The sequence below is a fragment of the Roseiarcus fermentans genome (genome assembly GCF_003315135.1).
Taxonomy (GTDB): Bacteria; Pseudomonadota; Alphaproteobacteria; order Rhizobiales; family Beijerinckiaceae; genus Roseiarcus; species Roseiarcus fermentans.
This window is the reverse complement of the sequence record NZ_QNRK01000046.1, coordinates 33,298-51,414: the sequence shown is the minus strand read 5'-3', so window position 1 is coordinate 51,414 and position 18,117 is coordinate 33,298. Positions and strand designations below refer to the sequence as shown.

Genomic DNA, 18,117 nt, shown 5'->3' with positions numbered 1-18,117 from the left:
CTCGCGTGAGGCTCTACCCGGCCTATCCGAGCAACCCTCGCAAGGCGCATCGAGGACGGGCCGCCCCGCCTCCGCAAGGACATACAGTCTTCGTCGCTTTGCTCCTCGCAATGACGCGGTTGGCCGTGACGAGGATTTGCTGATCCCGAGCCAGTCATCAGTGATATCAGGCTCTTGGGCCGTCTTGTTCCCAGACCGCTCACGCTCTTGCGCGACGGCCGAGGGTGCTATACATGTATAGCAGTCCATGTGGAGGAAGCCATGTTGGCCCTGCGATTGCCCGAAGACATCGAAAGCCGGCTGGACGAGCTCGCGCGGCGCACCGGCCGCTCGATGAGCTCCTATGCGCGCGAAGCGATTGTCGAAAAGATCGACGAACTCGAAGCGGCCCAGCGTCCGACCCGGACTTTCAGCCTCGACGAGGTCGAGCGCCTCGTGCGCTCGCGGGCGCCGGGAGCGGTGATCCGCCGCGAGGGCGACCGGCTGGTTGTGGAAAAGCCTGCGGTGACGGGCCTTATCGAATGGCTGAAATCGATTGAGCCTTTGGACGAGGAATTTCCCGACGTGGACGCCGGTCTACTTCCGCTCGATGAGCCCGATATCGGTCAGGAGGTGCATGATATTCAGTTGCAGCCCAACGGAGGCGTTAGGGTCTTGCAGATCGCCGCAAAAGGCCGCGTGGCGCACGGTCCGTCCGTCATAGCCCGTTGGGAAGCGGGCACAGTCAAGGATGGAAGGCCGACCTTGTTCGGAGATGACATAGACGTGCCGGACAGCACGCTGTTCCACGTGCGTAAAAAAGATAGTCGAAAACAGCAAGGTTCCAAATCGAGAGCACGGATTGAATTTATTTTGAGCGGCGCCGACAAGACTGTCGGTGAATACCGCAAGAGATTCGGGGAAAAACTTGCGAACGATGACATCGCGTGGGACGTCAACCACGACTTTTATTGCCTTGTGGTTCCGTTATAGACGATCGAAAATAGAATGTCTCGGCTTCTCTACATGTTGGACACCAACATTGTCTCGGACCTCATCCGAAATCCGCTCGGCAAGGCGGCTCAGCGGACTGAGAGGGCGGGCGCGGATACGGTGTGCGTAAGCATCATCGTCGCTGCGGAGTTGCGTTATGGCGCGGCAAAGGGAAAATCATTCCGTATAGGCGATCTGGTTGAAGGTCTCCTCGCGCGCCTCCCGGTGCTGCCGCTCGACATGCCCGCGGACGCAGACTACGCCGCGATCCGCACGCAGCTCGAGAACGCCGGTACGCCAATCAGCGCGAACGATCTCCTGATTGCCGCCCACGCCCTTGCGCTGCGGATGCCGCTCGTGACCGCCGATTCCGCCTTCCGTCGAGTCAGCGGCCTTCAAGTCGAGAATTGGCTGGAGTAGCGACCCGACACGTTCCCGACACGTCCGTTCCCGTTTGGTTCGGCATCCGCGCGTGTTAGCTTGCCAGACACCGATTCGCTGAGCCATTGACGCTCCCATGAACGACCTTTTCGGCGCCCAGCCGCCGCCGCGCGGCAAGCCCGTTCCCCCCAAGGCCCGGCCCGCCCCGACGCGCGGGACGCCGGGCGAGGCCGACTACAACGCGTCCTCGATCGAGGTGCTGGAAGGCCTCGAGCCGGTCCGGCGGCGCCCCGGCATGTATATCGGCGGCACCGACGCCAACGCGCTCCACCACCTGTTCGCCGAAGTGATCGACAACGCCATGGACGAGGCGGTCGCCGGACACGCGACCTTCATCGAGGTGTCGCTGGAAGACGGCGGCTGGCTCGCCGTCACCGACAACGGCCGCGGCATGCCGGTCGATCCGCACCCGAAGTTCCCGCAGAAGTCGGCGCTCGAAGTGATCATGACCATGCTGCACGCCGGCGGCAAGTTCGACAGCGGCGCCTACGAGACCTCGGGCGGCCTGCACGGCGTCGGCGTCTCCGTCGTCAACGCGCTGTCGGAAAAGCTCGAGGTCGAGGTGGCGCGCGGCCAGACGCTCTACCGCCAGACGTTCGAACGCGGCGCGCCGACCTGCGGGCTGACCGTGGTCGGCAAGGCGCCGAACCGCCGCGGGACAAAAGTCCGCTTCCTGCCCGACCCGATCATTTTCGGCGAGGCGGCCCGCTTCGATCCGGCGCGCGTGTTCAAGATGGCGCGCGCCAAGGCCTATCTCTTCGGCGGGGTCGAGATTCGCTGGCGGTGCGCGCCCTCGCTGATCGCCGACTCGGGCAAGGTTCCGGCCGAGGCCGTGTTCCACTTTCCCGGCGGCCTCAAGGATTATCTCGCCGCCGACATCGAGGGCGAGCCGCTGGTCGCCGATCAGGTCTTCACCGGGCGGATCGAAAAGGACGGCAAGCACGGCACGGTCGAATGGGCGATCGCCTGGCTCGCCGGGGCCGACGGCTTCGTCCACTCCTATTGCAACACCATTCCGACGCCCGACGGGGGCACGCACGAGGCGGGCCTGCGCACCGCGATCCTCAGGGGGCTCAAGGATCACGCCGAACGCATCGGCCAGGCGAAGCGCGCGAGCGCGCTCACTGCCGACGACGTGATGGCGGGCTGCGCGGCGCTGATTTCGGTGTTCATCCGCGAGCCGGAATTCCAGGGCCAGAACAAGGGCCGGCTGCAAACCGTCGAGGCGGCGCGGATCGTCGACGGCGCGGTCCGGGACGCTTTCGACCACTGGCTCGCCGCCGCGCCGAGCCAGGCCGCGCGGCTGCTCGACTGGGGAATCGAGCGCGCCGACGAGCGCCTGCGGCGGCGGATGGAAAAGGACGTCGCCCGCAAGACCGCGGTGCGCAAGCTGCGCCTGCCCGGCAAGCTCGCGGACTGCTCCAATTCCTCCGCGCAAGGCTCCGAACTGTTTATCGTCGAAGGCGATTCGGCCGGCGGCTCGGCCAAGCAGGCGCGCGACCGGGCGACCCAGGCCGTGCTGCCGCTGCGCGGCAAGATCCTCAACGTCGCCTCGGCGACGCGGGACAAGCTCGCCCAGAACCAGCAGCTCGGCGACCTTCTGCAGGCGCTCGGCGCCGGATCGGGAACGCATTACCGGTCCGAGGACCTGCGCTACGACAAGATCATCATCATGACCGACGCCGACGTCGACGGCGCGCATATCGCCTCGCTGCTGATCACCTTCTTCTATCGCCAGACGCCGAAGCTGATCGACGAGGGCCACCTCTATCTCGCCGTTCCGCCGCTCTATCGGCTCACCCAGGGGGCGAAGTCGATCTACGCGCGCGACGACGCCGACAAGGAGCGGCTGATGACGTCGGGTTTCCCCGGCAAGGGGGCGATCGAGGTCAGTCGGTTCAAGGGCCTCGGCGAAATGCCGATGCGCGACCTTCGGGACACCACGATGGACCCCGCGCGGCGCACGCTCCTGCGGGTGGCGGTGGTGGCCGACGACAGGGTCGCCACCGCCGAGGCCGTGGAGCGCCTGATGGGATCGAAGCCGGAGGCGCGGTTCGCCTTCATCCAGGAGCGCGCGCCGAAGGCGGCCGATCTCCTCGACGTGTGAGCCGTGCGGAGATCTCCGGAAAGCCTACGTCGTCAATCCCGCGTGAGCGCGCAAAAAATGGTCTGGAATTGCGGCGGGAAATGCAGTAGAACACAATGAGCGGGCTCCGTTCGCGCGTCGCGAACGAGAGGGCGAGCTGTCGATGATTCAGGTGGTTGATTTCGAATTGGCGCGGGCGGCAGGATACGCGATGCCGGCGTGCGCCCATGGCGGAGATGCACGGGTTCGTTCGTCCGCCGCCGCCGAAAGGCCTTGCTCTTGAAGACTTCGATCAACTTATTGCCCGTTATCTGCCGGAAGCGGCGGATATCGGCTCTTACGCATGGGTTTGCCGGCTGAAACGGCGATCGGGGAGGGACGTTCGTTGCGTCTCTCGGGAACAGGGTTTGGTTGGAGACTTTAGACGAACATGAGCAAGGGTAAGGATTTTCGGCCTCGCAAGCGCGGGTTCGACGATGATGGTCCGATGTCCTATGACCAGAAGCCCCGCCAGGCGCGGGGCGTCTTCGGCGGGCCGGATGCTGGGTTTGGCGGCCCGCCGGCGGGCATGTCCCCGAGCGGCGGGGCGCCGTCGAGCGCCCCGGCGGTCGACGCCACGGTCAAGTGGTTCAAGGCGGACAAGGGCTACGGCTTCGTCGAACTGGCCGACGGCCAGGGCGACGCCTTCCTGCACGCCAACGCGCTCCGCAACGCGGGGCACGAATCGGTTCCGGCCGGCGCGAAGCTGCGCGTCCAGGTCGGCGCGGGCGCGAAGGGCGCCCAGGTCACGCGCGTGATGGAGGTCGACACCTCGACCGCGGTCGAGCGGCCGGCGCGTCCCGCCGGCGGCGGATTCGGAGACAGTCCGCGTCCGCGTCGCGTCGCCCCCGACCCGTCGACGGCGGTCAGCGTCACCGGCAAGGTCAAGTGGTTCGACGAGACCAAGGGCTTCGGCTTCGTCGCCAGCCAGGACGGCGGCAAGGACGTGTTCGTCCACATCTCCGTGCTCGGCCCGGCGGGCCTCTCGACCCTCGCCGAGGGCCAGCAGGTCAACATGCGCGTCGTCGACACGCCCAAGGGACGCGAGGCGATTTCCCTGTCGCTCTGACAGGAACCGGACCTCCGGGACCTTATGAGCGCGGCCGACGCCGCGCTCTTTTTGTTTGTGACGCACGAGAGGGCCATGCAGCCGTCCCGCGACATCCACCGCCTGATCGAGATCATGGCCGCGCTGCGCGACCCGCAAGGCGGCTGTCCGTGGGACCTCGAGCAGACCTTCGCCTCGATCGCCCCCTTCACCATCGAGGAAGCCTACGAGGTCGCGGACGCGATCGAACGCGGCGAAACCGGGGATCTGCGCGACGAGCTCGGCGACCTCCTGCTGCAGGTGGTGTTCCACGCCAGGATGGCGGAGGAGGCGGGCCTGTTCGACTTCGGCGGCGTGGTCGAGTCGATCACGACCAAGCTCATCCGCCGGCACCCGCACGTTTTCGGCGACGCCCGCGACCTGGACCCCGACGCGGTCAAGGCGCTGTGGGCCCTGATCAAGGCGAAGGAGAAGCGCGAGCGGGCCGAGGCGCGCCAGCGCGCCGGCCTGAGCCCCGAGACGGCGCAGCACGGCGCGCTCGCCGGCGTTCCCTCGTCCATGCCGGCGCTGACCCGCGCCCTGAAATTGCAGGAGAAGGCGGCCAGAGTCGGATTCGACTGGGAGGACGTGCGCGGCGTGCTGGCCAAGCTCAGGGAGGAGATCGCCGAGACGGAAGCCGAGATCGCCGCGGAGTCCCGCGAAACCATCGCGGCCGAGGTCGGCGACCTGCTGTTCGCCGCGGTCAATGTCGCGCGCTTCGTCGACGTCGATCCGGAGGCCGCGCTGCGCGCCGCCAACGCCAAGTTCGAGCGGCGCTTCGCCCATATCGAGCGCCGTCTGGCCGAAACAGGCCGCAGCCCCGAAGCCGCCCATCTCGACGAGATGGAAGCGCTCTGGCGGGAGGCGAAGGGCCTCGAACCGGGCCGTCGCTGACCCCATGCGAACCCTGGCGCTTCTCCGGGGCGTCAACGTCGGCGGCGCGCGCAAGCTGCCGATGGCGGCGCTGGAACGCGCTTTCCGGACCTTGGGCGCGCACGCCGTCGAGACGGTGATCCAGAGCGGCAACGTCGTCTTCGAGGCCGACGATCCCGAAGCGGCGGCGATCGCGGCCGCCGGGGCGATCGAATCGGAGGTCGGCTTCCGCCCGGCGATGATCCTGCGGTCCGCCACGGCATGGCGGCGGATGGTCGAGGCGAACCCGTTCCTCGTCGACGGACAGGCCGTCGACGTCCTGCACGTCGCGAGCCTCGCTGCGGCGCCCGGGCCCGAACGCTCGGCGGCGCTTGCGCCGGACGCGTTCGCGCCGGACGCCTTCGTCGTCGCCGGGGCCGACGTCTATCTCCGCCTGCCCAACGGCGTGTCGGGGGCCAGGCTCACCAACGCGCGCCTCGACAGGGCGTTCGCCGCCGTCTCGACCCTGCGCAACTGGCGCACGGCGGTGAAGCTGCTGCAACGCCTCGAGGCGTGAGCGAACCGGCCGTTCGAGCCGGCGTCTGCGGACGTTATGCCGCATCGCCGCCGCCGCGCCGGCATGTTAGCGGGACCCACGGCGACGGCGTCTCGCTTCGCGGGCCGGCCGGAGCGGCGGGGCGCGACGGCCCTCGTCGACCGCGCCGCGGCGCCGCCGAATCCCGAGCCGAGGCTCGCGGGCGTGGACCTCCGCCATGAAAAACTCGCACGACATCCTGTTTTCTCCGACCCGGATCGGCAGACTCGGGATCAAGAACCGCTACGTGATGGAGCCGATCGGCCCCGGGGGGCTGTGCGACGCCGACGGGACCTTCAACGCGCGCGGCGTCAATTATTACGTCGAGCGGGCGCGGGGCGGGGCAGGCCTGATCATCACCGGCGTCACGATGGTCGAGAACGAAATCGAACGGTGCGCGCTGCCGTCGATGCCGTGCCCGACCCTCAACCCGCTCAATTTCGTCAAGACCGGAAAGGTGCTGACCGAGCGCGTGCACGCCTATGACACGCGCATGTTCCTGCAGCTTTCCGCCGGCTTCGGCCGGGTCAGCGTCCCCTCGGTGGTCGGCTCGACGGCGGTCGGCCCGTCGCCGATCCCGCACCGCTGGCTTCCGGGCGTGGTGTGCCGCGAACTGACCCACGTCGAGATCAAGACCCTGGTCCGCAAGTTCGCGGATTCGGCCGAGATCGCGCGCACGGCGGGCTTCGACGGCGTCGAGATCCACGCCGTCCACGAGGGCTATCTGCTCGACCAGTTCGCCATCGCCATGTTCAACCAGCGCCGGGACGAATACGGCGGCAATCTGGAGAACCGGCTTCGCTTCGCGACCGAGATCGTGCAGGCGATCAAGGCGCGTTGCGGCGCGGACTACCCGGTCTCGCTTCGCTATTCGCTCAAGAGCTTCATCAAGGACTGGCTGAAGGGCGGCCTGCCGGGCGAAGCGTTCGAGGAAAAGGGGCGCGACATCCCGGAAGGGATCGAGGCGGCGAAGATTCTGGAACAGGCCGGCTACGACGCGTTCAACGGCGACGTCGGTTCCTATGACAGCTGGTACTGGAGCCATCCGCCGATGTACCAGGCCAAGGGCCTCTACCTGCCGTACAATGCGATCCTGAAGCAGGCGGTGAGCGTCCCCGTCATCACCGCCGGGCGCATGGACGATCCGGACCTCGCGGCCGAGGCGATCCGGTCGGGGAAGACCGACCTCGTCGGCCTCGCCCGGCCGCTGCTCGCCGATCCCTACCTGCCGCAGAAGGTCCGGGCCGGCAAGACCGACCGCATCCGGCCGTGCCTCTCCTGCCAGGAAGGTTGCATGGGCCGCCTCGCCGCCTTCGGCCAGGTGTCGTGCGCGGTCAACCCCGCCTGCGGGCGGGAGGCCGAGTACGGCTTGACGCCGGCGCTCGAGCGCAAGCACGTCATGGTGGTCGGCGGCGGCGTCGCCGGCCTCGAAGCGGCGCGGGTGGCGGCGCTGCGCGGCCACGTGGTCGCGCTCTACGAGAAGTCGGACCGCCTCGGCGGGGTGGTGATTCCCGGCGGAGTTCCCGACTTCAAGGCCGACGATCACGCGCTCATTCGCTGGTACGAGCGAGAGCTGCGCGCGCTGAAGATTCCCATGACCTTCAACACCGAGGTGACCGAGGACCTGGTGGCGCGCGCGGCGCCGGACGTGCTGATCGTGGCGACGGGGGCGAAGCCGAAGCTGCTTCCGCTCGCCAACGAGCCGCACGTCTATACCGCGGAGGAGGTGCTGAACGGCGACAAGCCCGCCGACGACGCCACCGTCATCGTCGGGGCGGGGCTGGTCGGCTGCGAACTGGCGCTGTGGCTGAGCGAAAAGGGCAAGGCGACCACGCTGGTCGAGGTCGAGCCGAAGATCCTCGCCCGCGCCGGGCCGCTCTGCCACGCCAACGCCGAGATGCTGAAGGAGCTGCTGCGGTTCCGCAAGGTCGGGCTGATGACGTCGAGCACGGTCGAGCATTGGACCGAGGGCGGATTCCTGGTCAGGACCGGCGACACGGAGACCTTCGTCGCGGCGGATTCGGCCATTCTGGCGATCGGCTACGAGCCGGAGCGGCGCCTTTACGACAAGGTGCGCAACGCCGCGCCCGAGGTCTACGTGTTCGGCGACGCCCGCCGGGTGCAGAACATCATGTACGCGATCTGGGACGCCTACGAGGTCGCGCGGGCGCTGTAGCGGCGGTTGCCGAGCGCGGCTCGGGCGACGTTTTCAACGGTCGCAGGCGGGATCGTCGAGGAGGTCGGCGACCTCGGGCGCCCGTGGCGGTATGGGCGCCAAATAGCGCGGGTGAGGGGGTTGGCGATTCGCTTTCCCGAGGGGCCTCGGCGCAGCGAGGCCGCCGCTGCGACTCGCCGTATCGAGCCGGAGGAGTCGCTCCGAAATGCCGAACAGTTCACTGCCTCAAAGGGCCGTTGTCTGAAAACCCTCAGGGAAGGAACCGCCCGAACCAGACGATATAAAGAGGACAGTTATCAGGGGGTTCGTTATTGTTCAGTTGCTGACAATCAATAAAAGTCAGGCGGCGACTTGACCCCGCAACACTTGATCTTGCATCAATGACATGACCGACCCCTTCTCCGGGAGGAATATAAGCAATGATATAGTATGTGTCACGACCATCGTTACGAGCATTCATGTAGTCGTAGGCGGCTTGCCGTGAAGTGAAATGAGGATGCATCCCGTTGCCGATATTGAGCCGCGCCATCATATCGGTTATATCACTCTCATTATGGGAGGGTCCTTGCATATATCCAGTTCTAGCAGCAACTTCTTCTGGCGGTATCCCAACAAGATAACCAATTGCATGCATAGAGCAATCACCATCCTGCTGCGCTTTTGCGGAATGAACAATAAGATTTGAACCTAAAATTACAAAAATACTTAGCAAAAGCCAATATTTTGGTGTCGATGAATGAGGCATGAGGATTTCCTCCCGATATCAACGTCTGCCACGGCGCAATCACTCGTCACATTTTCCCTGCCCAGTCCCCTTGCATTGTTCAAAACGAATGTTTCCAGTACTCTCTATGATTAGTCTATAATCTTTGCCATCGCTCGCGTCGTTAATTTTGAACTCCGCTGAACCATCGTCCCACTGGCCCATGAGTTTATAGTTACTGTCCCAAATGATGCAGTTTCCTCGCCCGGTCTGCACGCTCACAGGCTTGTCTTTATGCTGCGATATCCACATATAACAATTTTTGGCATACGTTCGTGGTGATACGTACGCGCTGTCGGCAGTGTGTTCTCTATTAACGACCAATACAGTTGCAAGCGATTGGTTGTCACATCCGCTAATTGCCGTTGTCGCTTTAGCGGGAGGAGGAACAAAAATAAAGGCAGACGTTACAATAACGCTCATTACAAGTCCAGATTGCAAGCGTGTTAAACTGGCGAGAACATCTCGCGCCTGGATCGGCGGCGAGGCGGTTGCAGCTGATATCGGGGCCGACGCGCTCCGTGGCTCGGCGCGTCTACTTAAATTTGAGGTGTCCGTCATTGTTCTCGATCCTCTCGTCTAAGGCTAGTTCTGTTGAAATCCAATCACCATTTTCTGTCTCGCAATAACATTGTAATATGTTACCTTCGCCACCAAGGCGACAATTTTTGCAGGTTGCAGAGAAACGATAAGAAACGAACATCAGACGTCCATTTATATTACCGATATACTGATCTAGAAGGAGTGTTGTTGGCTGATACGTTCCAAAGAAGCCATAGGTTCGGCACTCAGCGTGAAGTTCAGTGGATTGAGGATCGTATTGAGGATGTTGGCACGAATGCGAAAAATCGCCCATAAGGAAGACTCCTTACAATGTGTCGTGCCCGCCCCCGAGGCGGATTGCGTATTGCAGGGATGCGATCGACCAGATATAATGTGATAAGTCGCAATGCCTGCCGCCGTAATATCGGATCAGCCTGATGGGGCGTGTGGCAGAGAAGCGTAAAGCAATTGTTGGTGTCGGCTGCGAAATCCATCGTGACATTGGCCTGTTGACGAGCAGCAGTGGCGCGTTAAGCCAAGCCTATCGATCGGTCGCCCCTTTCGTCTGGCGCCGCCTTAGCGGCTCGACCATGGCTCCGTTTCAATCCCGTGTTTCGGAAGAGCGAGGGAGCGGTGCAAGCCGCTTCAGCTAGGCGCCCCAGGGCGGGGTGCGTTCTGAAGCGATCGTCACCTTGATGCTGCGGGAACCTGCCAATCCGCCATGCGTGCCGGATATCTCGCTGATGGCCCAGGACGCAGAAGCATCCCTGACGCCGCCTTGGTTAAGGTCTGCTGCGAGCATCCGGAGGGCCGCCTCAATAGCCTCTTGTAAGCTCTCGTTGCCCGATTCCCCTTCGTATGTATGTTTCACATTCATGAACGACCTCTCTTTCTGTCGCTCGAACCAAATAGCGGCCGCCGTTGCAAATGATCGCGATTGGTAATTGCCAAGCGATCATAACAAGCGAATACTTCCGTGCTTGATGAGCACAGTGCTCGGTATGTTTTGTCCGGTATATACGTACTATTACGTATATTTACTGAGGCGTCCTGAAGCATAATCCGACTATCGAAAGATGCCGACCAGCCGATGGGCAGCACCGATAAGTCCATAAGCCGCGATAATCGTAGACATTCATGCGCAGTCGCCGCGGCGCCATCCAACATGATTTGGTATCCGGTGTTAGATCGTGGTTTGTAAAATTATCGTATTGCGTTTGCAGGAGCGAATAAGGACAGCCGTCCAACTCATGAGAGGCGGTTTATACGGGCCCCGGTTCGTAACGCTGTTATCTGGATCACAAAGGGGAGACCGCCCCTGGAGCCAATGCCTGCTTACCTGCGGACTTGCGCCGTTGGCGGCGGCGATCTTGCCATGGCGACCTTCCGTCGATTCCGGTCGTCGGCGCAGGAACGTCGGAGTTTCACCCGCCAGCGTGCCGCAAGAGGGGGAGGGCGGCGTCGCGGTCGGTCATCGTGGCCGTCAGCAATACGGGGGCGTACACGCGCTGGTTGAGCGGGGACCGCGGTCATCGACCGCGGCTCCAACACGCGATCGGTTCTGTGCGTCGCCCCGGCCGTCAGTGCAACAGCGGCGTCCCGTCCGGCTTCGCGCCGCACAGCGCCACCTCGAGGCCGAGTTCGGCGGCGAGCGAGGCCTTCGCCGCCATGGCCAGGTCGGCCTCGGCGTCCGAATTGGCGTAGGCGACCTGGACGTGGTTGGCCTTGTGGCGCGCCATCAGCTGGTCGCGCGACACGCCGTGCAGCACCGCGTGCATGATCGGCCATTGCGGCGTGGTGCTGGTCCAGCGCCGCTCCGTCTCCGCCCGGGGCAGTTCGGCGACATGGGCGCGGCCGAGGTCCATTTTCAGCCGGCCGTCCTCGACATAGACGCGCGACCAGACGATCGGGCCGGGCTTGGCGATCCCGCGCACGGTGCCGCCGCCGAGCCGAAAATACATCGGCGGCTGGCGCAGGCTGTCGGTGCCCGCCCATCCACCGATGTGGTGGGCGGGGGGCGCGGCGCCGGAAATCTCGAACACCCAGACGTAGTCGTCGGTCGAGCCGCTGCGGTCGGCGTCGCCCCAGCGGATGTCGTGCAGCGTCGTCTCGACCGGCTGGCCGAGCGCGCGGTGGATGCGGTTGGTGAACAGGGCGTCGAGGCCGGCGCATTCGTCGACCTCGTTGAAGTGGACAATCGCCCGGCCGTCGCGAATGACGCGGCCGTCGGCGGTCGCGACCGGCGGGCGGTCGTCGTTGTTGAGCATCCCCTCGGCGAGGTCGGAGGCCGGCGTCAGGTCCTTCAGGCCCTGCTGGTACTGGATGCCGATCATGTCGCAGCCAAACGTCTCCGCCATCCGGGCGGCGGCGATGTACATGCGGCACTGGTCGAGCACCTGGTCGAGGGTGAGATCCGTCTCCGGGTCATTGCCGAAGTGGAAGGTCATACCCCTGGCCACGAGCCAGTCGTACACCCCGTGCGCCTCGCGGTCGGACACCTCGCGCGCGGCGGCGTAGAGGGCGGACTGCGACAGCCGCTCCTTGAACACGCCGAGGGGGAACAGGAGCTCGTCCGGGATGATGGCGTTGTACATCCCCATGCAGCCCTCGTCGAAGACGCCCATGATCGCCTTGCGTCGGCGGAGATCCTGCGCCACCTCGCTCGCCGCCGCGCGGGCCTTTGCCGGCGCCGCGGCGGGATCGAAGGGATGGACATGCGAGAGGTCGTGGGTGACGCGGCCGGTCTCCAGCCATTCGTGCAGTCGGGTCTTGAAGGCGTCGTCCGAAAAGGTTTCGCTCCACAGGGTGGAGTAGGGGACGCCGGCCTTGGTCAGCGAGCCGTTCAGGTTCAGCATGCCGACGAGGCCGGGCCACTGACCGGACCAGTTGGCGACGGTGAGGATCGGCGCGCGATGGCCGATCAGGCCGGGCAGGACGTGGTTGGAGTATTGCCACACCGCCTCGGCGACGATGATCGGCGTTGCGGAATCGATCCGCGAAAAAATCTCGAGGCCTTCCTTCTGGCTGGCGATGAAGCCGTGCCGGCGGGCGGGGTCGTAGGGGTGGGCGCGCTCGACTTCGACGCCGAACGCCGCCAGCGCTTCCGTCACCTGGGCTTCCATCGCCGCCTGCGCCGGCCAACAGGTCTCGTTGGCGCTCTGGCGCAGATCGCCGCTCGCCGCCATCAGCACTTTGCGCGGAGCCATGGAAAACCCTCCTCAGTCGCTACAGTCCCGGGCGGACGCCTTGTCGCGGTCTTCACCCGGGGGGCCGCTTCGTCCCCTCGGGGAGACTAGCATGTCAGTGTTCCGGATTGCACCACCCGGCGGCGAGGCGCGCCTCATTTCGCCGACAGCCTTAGCGCGTCGCCGCCGCCGGGAATTGACGCGGCGCAAATCCTGCCGGACGCGGCGGCCCTTGCGTGGGTCCCTGGACGCCTTGCGGGCGTGGCCGGCGGGCGGGCCGGTCATCCGGGGCGCGTGGTGCGATTGCTGCAAACGCGTCGGCGCGGCGCTCGGTCCCGCGGGGCGAACGCTCGCAGCGCCCGGCGCGCGCCGGCGGCTGTCGACGCGCGATCGCCTCGCGCAACGCTCGGGCGCCAGAAAGGGGACGCGGGGCTTGATTGTATGTTCTTGTTATGTTCTAATGCTGCTGTCGATCGCAGAGGGGAGTGCGCGCGAGCGAATCCCGGCGGGCGTTCGGTCTGCAAGCCTTGCGAGACGCCGGAGTCCGGAAATGAGCGCGCATGCCGGGGAAATCCAGGCTTCGACCAACGCGCAACTCATCGAGCGCTTCAAAGCCGACGCCCGGCAAATGGGAAATCCGATGAAGATCAATGTGAAAGAAATCGCTGCCGGAATTTTCCGCGACGGCCTGCCTCGCGCTCGACACCGAGAAGGCGATCGCAATTCTCGAGGCCACGGCGGAGGGCCCGGAGAGGTTTCGCGCTCCCCCGGAAGCGTGGGCTGCGACCCGCGCCTTGGAAAGGTGGCGCGCAGGGCAGACGGTGATCTGGGGCGTGGTGTGACCCGAGGCGAAGCCGATCGCGCATGAGCGCGACCATGCCCGCGCGGCCCGCCTCGACGCGCGCATCGCGCCGGAGGCGCATGAAATCGCGAGGCGCGTTACGGAAACTCGACGGCGTTTCGCGGCTTCCGCTACGGATCGCCGCCTGATCGGGAGGCTTCGGGTTTTCGATTCGGCGCCCGGCCCGTCCCTCGCGGCGCTGCTGGCCGGAAGCGGCGAAACGTCTTCGGCGGCGGCGCCCGAGCGATCAGTCTCAGGCGAGCGCGGCCGACCGGCGACGAGCGCCGACCGCCGCCACTCCGAAGACGGCGAAGCCGATCGCCATCATCGCCCAGGTCGACGCCTCGGGAACGGCCGTCGCTTCGACCGTGTATTGGACAGCGATCGCATTGAGGCCGCTGTCGCCGAACCAGGTCATCTGTGGGCCATAGTCGTTGTAGAGCCGGTAATTGTAACCGGCGTTCCGGGTTCCGGTCCCCACCAGCCCGATCCCTTCCCCCGTGAAATAGGGAGACGTGGTCGAGAACGTGTCGTCGAGCGGCGTGAAGATGGGACTCTTGGATCCCTGACCCAGGGTCACCGGCCCGTCCCAGACCGAACCGCCCGGCCAGCCGTCGAGAAAGTCGCTGGCCGTGCCGGTGAAGGCGGTCACGACCCCGGCGCTGTTCACCACCATCGTTCCCGTGATCTTGCCGTGATCCCCGTAGGGTCCGGCAGCTTGCTTCGACGTGAAGGATACGTCGTAGGTTGTCGCCGACGCCGCCGCCGCCCCCAGCAGAGCCGCCCCTGCCGCAAGAGTCGTGATGAAAATCCTCATAATTGCAATTCCTGACCGTATTAAAGCGGGCAATCTGCTCGGTCTTCGCGACCGTGTCAAGTGTGAACATATCGGTGTGAACATCGCCGGCGGGTTCGCGGCGGCGCGGCCGGGCCGACGGGCTCCGCGACGAGGCGAAAAGAAGAGCGAAGGCGGCGGCCGGCTCGGTCGCCTGCTTCCGCTGCTCGACGAGCCGAACCCGGTCGTGCGGCGCGAGCGGCAACCGCCCGTCTCGCGCTCGACACGGAGAGGGCGATCGCAATCCTGGAGGCGGTCGCGGACGGTTGGAGTATCTCCGGGACGCCCTGCGGGCGTGGCGGGAGGGCAGGCCGGTCGTCCGGGGCGTGGTGTGACCCGAGGCCGCGCCGTTTCGGCGCCGAGCCGGTTGATTTTTGCGCCCGTCTCTGATTGATAGCGGCTCATGCGAACGCAGCCGACGACCCTGCGACTTACTCGCCCGGCGCTCTGACAGCGCCGGGACGCGCTCCTTCGCTTCAAAACATCTCCTTCAACGGGTCGAGGCGGCCGGCGGTTTTCGCCGGGCCGCCGCAAAGTCCTCAGGGGTCGTCATGACCGTGATGAACATTTCCAAATACCGCTCCTACCAGCCGATCGTCCTGCCCGACCGGCAATGGCCCTCGCGCGTCGTCAATGCGGCGCCGATCTGGTGCTCGGTCGATCTGCGCGACGGCAACCAGGCGCTGATCGAGCCGATGGGCGTCGAGCGCAAAAACCGCATGTTCCGGCTGCTCGCCGACATGGGCTTCCAGGAGATCGAGGTCGCCTTTCCCTCCGCCTCGCAGACCGATTTCGATTTCGTCCGCTCGATCATCGACAGCGGCGCCATTCCCGACGGCGTCGCGATCCAGGTGCTGACCCAGTGCCGGCCGGAGCTGATCGCGCGCACGTTCGAAGCGGTGAAGGGGGCGAAGAAGGTCATCCTGCACTTCTACAACTCGACCTCGACGCTGCAGCGCGAGGTGGTGTTCCGCACCGACCGCAAGGGCGTGACCGACATCGCGGTCGCGGCCGCCCGGCAGGTCCGGGAGCTGGCCGCCGCCAATCCCGAGACCGCGTTCCAGTTCGAATACTCGCCCGAGAGCTTCACCGGCACCGAGCTCGAATTCGCGCTGGAAATCTGCGAGGCGGTCAAGGACGTGATCCGCCCGACGCCCGCCAACAAGCTCATTCTCAACCTGCCGGCGACCGTCGAGATGGCGACCCCGAACACCTACGCCGACCAGTTCGAGTGGTTCGGCCGCCACATTTCCGACCGCGACAGCGTGCTGCTCTCCGTCCACCCGCACAACGACCGCGGCACCGCGGTCGCCGCCGCCGAACTGGCGCTGATGGCCGGGGCCGACCGGGTCGAAGGGACCCTGTTCGGCAACGGCGAGCGCACCGGCAACGTCGACATCGTCACCATGGCGCTGAACCTGTTCACCCAGGGGGTCGACCCGAAGCTCGACCTGCGCGACGTCAACCGGATCAAGGAGATCGTCGAGTACTGCAACCAGCTGCCGGTCCACCAGCGCCACCCCTACGTGGGCGACCTCGTCTACACCGCCTTTTCGGGCTCGCATCAGGACGCGATCAAGAAGGGTTTCGAGGCGCAGGCGACCCGCAACGACCCGCTGTTCCTCGTGCCCTACCTGCCGATCGACCCGAAGGACGTCGGCCGCGACTACGAGGCGGTCATCCGCATCAACAGCCAGTCGGGCAAGGGCGGCATGGCCTACATCATCAAGGCCGACTACGGGCTCGACCTGCCGCGCACGCTGCAGGTCGAGTTCTCGAAGATCGCCCAGGAGCTGATGGATTCCGAGGGCAAGGAATTGACCTCGCCGGAGCTGTGGGCGCTGTTCCGCCGCTCGTTCCTGCTCGACGACGCGCCGCTGACGCTGGTCAAGCAGCAGACGGCGCCGACGAGCCCGGACAGCCGCGAGCTGGTCGCGACGCTGCGCCGGGCCGACGGGACGACCTTCGCCATCGAGGGCGAGGGCAACGGCCCGATCGACGCCTTCGTCGACGCGCTGAAGAAGGCGTTCGGGGTCGAGTTCTCGTTCATCGACTATTCCGAACACGCGGTCGGTCGCGGCGCCAACGCCACCGCCGCGAGCTACGTCGAGATCCACGACGGCGACGACCGGCCGCTGCACGGCGTCGGCATCGACCCGAACATCGTCATGGCCTCGCTCAAGGCGACGCTCGGCGCCGTGCTCCGGCTGATGCGCCGCGAAGGGAAGATCTAGCCGAGCATGGTGGGGGGGCGGCGTCTCGCCGCCCCCCACCGGCCGTCCGCAAGGACGGCCGTCTCTCGCAGCCCCCGCGGGCCCGTCCGGAAGGACGGCCGCCTTTCGACAGGCGTTGGGCGCCCGAGACGGGCGCGCTCCGACTGACCTCGTCGAGGCGCTTCGGCCGCCCCTGAAAAGGCCGCCTCCTTCAACCCGCGCTCGGCAAGAGATCCACAGCCGATTGTTGCTGTCGTGCAACAGGTCCCGGCAAAGCGTCGCCGGCCCCTCCGCGCGTCACGGGAATGTCTATGTTGCAGCGCACAAGAGGCGTCGGCGCAAGCGCCCATTGCGGCCCCCTGCGAATGGAGAGTGGCGAATAGTCAAGCAACTGTCAGAATTTTCAGTCTGTTTCCCGGACGAGAGCAAAAACAGGAGCCGTCAATGACGACAAGTTCGAGAAAGACCTTTGCCGTGATCATTGAGCGAAACGGACAGGAACTCGCGCGCGACATCCTCCATGGCGACGGCGGAGCGGACGCGCGCAGCAAACTCATGCAGCTCGTGCGGCAGCACGAGATCGATCCGTTCGACGAGCCGATCCATTGCCGGATCGAGGAACTGTCCGAATAGCGGCGACAGGGCGGGCGGGCGGCTGGTCGGCGACGCTGCGGCTGACCCGTCGCCTTCCGCCCTTACAGCACCACCACCTTCGTGCCCTTCGCCACGCGTCCGTAAAGGTCGATCACGTCGACGTTGAGCATGCGGATGCAGCCCGACGAGACGGCGTGGCCGATCGAGGCCGGATCGTTGGTGCCGTGGATGCGGAACAGCGTGTCCTTCTTGTCCTGGAACAGGTAGAGGGCGCGCGCGCCGAGCGGGTTGCTCAGGCTGCCGTCGAGATGGGCCGGCAGTTCCGGACTGCGCGCCAGCATCTCGGGCGGCGGCGTCCAGCCCGGCCAGTAGGCCTTGCGCCCGATCTCGGCCTCGCCCTTCCAGGCGAAACCCTGGCGGCCGACGCCGATGCCGTATTCGACGGCGCGGCCGTCGCCGAGCGACAGATAGAGCTTGCGCAGCTTGGTGTTGATGGTGACCGTTCCCGCCGGCTCTCCGGTCGGGTCGGCGATTTCGCGTCGCGTCGGGCGCGCCCGGTCGACCTTGACGTCGAGGTCGACCGGGGTTGAATAGGCCGGATCGGCGTCGGGCGGCAGAAGGCCCGCGGGGCCGGGGACGCCGGACTGCGGCGTCGCCGGCGCTGGCGGTTGCCCGAACGGCCAGAAGTTCTGGGCGAGCGCGCCCCCTCCGTGCGCAACGGCGACACACGCGGCGAGAGAGCCGACAAAAAACGCGCGCACTGGACCCATGACGTGAACTTCCACTCGATGCCGTCGATCGAATGAACTTGATAACGACGACGGCGATTTGACAAGTCCGGGCTTGCGTGCGGCGGCCCGACCGTCGTTTGATCGCCATGGCCGCGGCCACCCAG

17 protein-coding genes are annotated in these 18,117 nt (G+C 65.7%); 10 read left to right on the top strand and 7 right to left on the bottom strand.

All coding sequences use genetic code 11. From position 1 onward, the window contains the following. Positions 1 to 261 precede the first annotated feature (261 nt). From relB to DFR50_RS27925, 7 genes are all read left to right on the top strand, one after another. Entirely contained in the window at positions 262 to 972 is a 711-nt protein-coding gene (relB, locus tag DFR50_RS33685; protein ID WP_113893040.1) for a type II toxin-antitoxin system RelB family antitoxin, read from the top strand. A gap of 15 nt (positions 973 to 987) precedes the next feature. Next, positions 988 to 1,392 (top strand): PIN domain-containing protein, encoded by a 405-nt coding sequence (locus DFR50_RS27950; protein ID WP_113893039.1) that lies wholly within the window; start codon positions 988 to 990, stop codon positions 1,390 to 1,392. 97 nt (positions 1,393 to 1,489) lie between these two features. After that, the gene (parE, locus tag DFR50_RS27945; protein WP_113893037.1) at positions 1,490 to 3,520 is read left to right on the top strand and encodes a DNA topoisomerase IV subunit B; all 2,031 of its coding nucleotides are present in this window, start codon (positions 1,490 to 1,492) and stop codon (positions 3,518 to 3,520) included. A gap of 409 nt (positions 3,521 to 3,929) precedes the next feature. Further along, on the top strand, positions 3,930 to 4,607 hold the full coding sequence (locus DFR50_RS27940; protein ID WP_113893035.1) for a cold-shock protein: 678 nt from the start codon (positions 3,930 to 3,932) through the stop codon (positions 4,605 to 4,607). 75 nt (positions 4,608 to 4,682) lie between these two features. After that, entirely contained in the window at positions 4,683 to 5,519 is an 837-nt protein-coding gene (gene mazG, locus DFR50_RS27935; RefSeq protein ID WP_113893045.1) for a nucleoside triphosphate pyrophosphohydrolase, read from the top strand. A 4-nt stretch (positions 5,520 to 5,523) separates the two neighbouring features. Continuing rightward, positions 5,524 to 6,054, top strand: coding sequence for a DUF1697 domain-containing protein (locus tag DFR50_RS27930; protein WP_113893033.1), 531 nt, complete (start codon positions 5,524 to 5,526; stop codon positions 6,052 to 6,054). A 196-nt stretch (positions 6,055 to 6,250) separates the two neighbouring features. After that, a complete protein-coding gene (locus DFR50_RS27925; protein ID WP_113893031.1) occupies positions 6,251 to 8,248 on the top strand; it encodes an oxidoreductase in 1,998 nt (665 codons plus the stop codon). Between the two features lie 250 nt (positions 8,249 to 8,498). Here the strand turns inward: DFR50_RS27925 and DFR50_RS31750 are convergent, their stop codons facing one another. The 5 genes from DFR50_RS31750 to DFR50_RS27910 form a co-directional block, all read right to left on the bottom strand. Beyond that, a complete protein-coding gene (locus DFR50_RS31750) occupies positions 8,499 to 8,993 on the bottom strand; it encodes a hypothetical protein (RefSeq protein ID WP_147262959.1) in 495 nt (164 codons plus the stop codon). Between the two features lie 39 nt (positions 8,994 to 9,032). Further along, positions 9,033 to 9,572 carry a hypothetical protein gene (locus tag DFR50_RS27920; RefSeq protein WP_210209060.1) on the bottom strand — a complete coding sequence of 180 codons (540 nt, stop codon included), beginning with the start codon at positions 9,570 to 9,572 and terminating at the stop codon, positions 9,033 to 9,035. Next, positions 9,547 to 9,867: a mannose-binding lectin gene (locus DFR50_RS33680; RefSeq protein ID WP_113893027.1), complete on the bottom strand. Its 321-nt coding sequence runs from the start codon at positions 9,865 to 9,867 to the stop codon at positions 9,547 to 9,549. Before DFR50_RS33680 ends, DFR50_RS27920 begins: the two co-directional genes overlap by 26 nt. 336 nt (positions 9,868 to 10,203) lie before the next feature. Next, the gene (locus DFR50_RS31745) at positions 10,204 to 10,431 is read right to left on the bottom strand and encodes a hypothetical protein (protein WP_147262958.1); all 228 of its coding nucleotides are present in this window, start codon (positions 10,429 to 10,431) and stop codon (positions 10,204 to 10,206) included. A gap of 703 nt (positions 10,432 to 11,134) precedes the next feature. Further along, the gene (locus DFR50_RS27910; protein WP_113893025.1) at positions 11,135 to 12,760 is read right to left on the bottom strand and encodes a fucose isomerase; all 1,626 of its coding nucleotides are present in this window, start codon (positions 12,758 to 12,760) and stop codon (positions 11,135 to 11,137) included. A gap of 529 nt (positions 12,761 to 13,289) precedes the next feature. Between DFR50_RS27910 and DFR50_RS31740 the strand changes: the two genes are divergently transcribed. Next, complete coding sequence (locus DFR50_RS31740) at positions 13,290 to 13,607, top strand: hypothetical protein (RefSeq protein ID WP_147262957.1); 318 nt, start codon at positions 13,290 to 13,292, stop codon at positions 13,605 to 13,607. Between the two features lie 226 nt (positions 13,608 to 13,833). Here the strand turns inward: DFR50_RS31740 and DFR50_RS27905 are convergent, their stop codons facing one another. Further along, complete coding sequence (locus DFR50_RS27905) at positions 13,834 to 14,397, bottom strand: PEP-CTERM sorting domain-containing protein (protein ID WP_147262956.1); 564 nt, start codon at positions 14,395 to 14,397, stop codon at positions 13,834 to 13,836. A gap of 569 nt (positions 14,398 to 14,966) precedes the next feature. Between DFR50_RS27905 and leuA the strand changes: the two genes are divergently transcribed. Both leuA and DFR50_RS27895 read left to right on the top strand, forming a co-directional pair. After that, positions 14,967 to 16,649 carry a 2-isopropylmalate synthase gene (gene leuA, locus DFR50_RS27900; protein WP_210209059.1) on the top strand — a complete coding sequence of 561 codons (1,683 nt, stop codon included), beginning with the start codon at positions 14,967 to 14,969 and terminating at the stop codon, positions 16,647 to 16,649. A 423-nt stretch (positions 16,650 to 17,072) separates the two neighbouring features. After that, positions 17,073 to 17,261: a hypothetical protein gene (locus tag DFR50_RS27895; protein ID WP_113893021.1), complete on the top strand. Its 189-nt coding sequence runs from the start codon at positions 17,073 to 17,075 to the stop codon at positions 17,259 to 17,261. 62 nt (positions 17,262 to 17,323) lie between these two features. On the opposite strand, the gene DFR50_RS27890 is transcribed toward DFR50_RS27895, so the two are convergent. Then, positions 17,324 to 17,992: a L,D-transpeptidase gene (locus DFR50_RS27890; RefSeq protein ID WP_113893019.1), complete on the bottom strand. Its 669-nt coding sequence runs from the start codon at positions 17,990 to 17,992 to the stop codon at positions 17,324 to 17,326. Between the last annotated feature and the right edge of the window lie 125 nt (positions 17,993 to 18,117).

Coding starts and splice junctions, on each gene's coding strand:
- relB (WP_113893040.1), top strand. CDS start 262: ATGTTGGCCCTGCGATTGCCCGAAGACATCGAAAGCCGGCTGGACGAG.
- DFR50_RS27950 (WP_113893039.1), top strand. CDS start 988: ATGTCTCGGCTTCTCTACATGTTGGACACCAACATTGTCTCGGACCTC.
- parE (WP_113893037.1), top strand. CDS start 1,490: ATGAACGACCTTTTCGGCGCCCAGCCGCCGCCGCGCGGCAAGCCCGTT.
- DFR50_RS27940 (WP_113893035.1), top strand. CDS start 3,930: ATGAGCAAGGGTAAGGATTTTCGGCCTCGCAAGCGCGGGTTCGACGAT.
- mazG (WP_113893045.1), top strand. CDS start 4,683: ATGCAGCCGTCCCGCGACATCCACCGCCTGATCGAGATCATGGCCGCG.
- DFR50_RS27930 (WP_113893033.1), top strand. CDS start 5,524: ATGCGAACCCTGGCGCTTCTCCGGGGCGTCAACGTCGGCGGCGCGCGC.
- DFR50_RS27925 (WP_113893031.1), top strand. CDS start 6,251: ATGAAAAACTCGCACGACATCCTGTTTTCTCCGACCCGGATCGGCAGA.
- DFR50_RS31750 (WP_147262959.1), bottom strand. CDS start 8,993: ATGCCTCATTCATCGACACCAAAATATTGGCTTTTGCTAAGTATTTTT.
- DFR50_RS27920 (WP_210209060.1), bottom strand. CDS start 9,572: ATGACGGACACCTCAAATTTAAGTAGACGCGCCGAGCCACGGAGCGCG.
- DFR50_RS33680 (WP_113893027.1), bottom strand. CDS start 9,867: ATGGGCGATTTTTCGCATTCGTGCCAACATCCTCAATACGATCCTCAA.
- DFR50_RS31745 (WP_147262958.1), bottom strand. CDS start 10,431: ATGAATGTGAAACATACATACGAAGGGGAATCGGGCAACGAGAGCTTA.
- DFR50_RS27910 (WP_113893025.1), bottom strand. CDS start 12,760: ATGGCTCCGCGCAAAGTGCTGATGGCGGCGAGCGGCGATCTGCGCCAG.
- DFR50_RS31740 (WP_147262957.1), top strand. CDS start 13,290: ATGAGCGCGCATGCCGGGGAAATCCAGGCTTCGACCAACGCGCAACTC.
- DFR50_RS27905 (WP_147262956.1), bottom strand. CDS start 14,397: ATGAGGATTTTCATCACGACTCTTGCGGCAGGGGCGGCTCTGCTGGGG.
- leuA (WP_210209059.1), top strand. CDS start 14,967: ATGACCGTGATGAACATTTCCAAATACCGCTCCTACCAGCCGATCGTC.
- DFR50_RS27895 (WP_113893021.1), top strand. CDS start 17,073: ATGACGACAAGTTCGAGAAAGACCTTTGCCGTGATCATTGAGCGAAAC.
- DFR50_RS27890 (WP_113893019.1), bottom strand. CDS start 17,992: ATGGGTCCAGTGCGCGCGTTTTTTGTCGGCTCTCTCGCCGCGTGTGTC.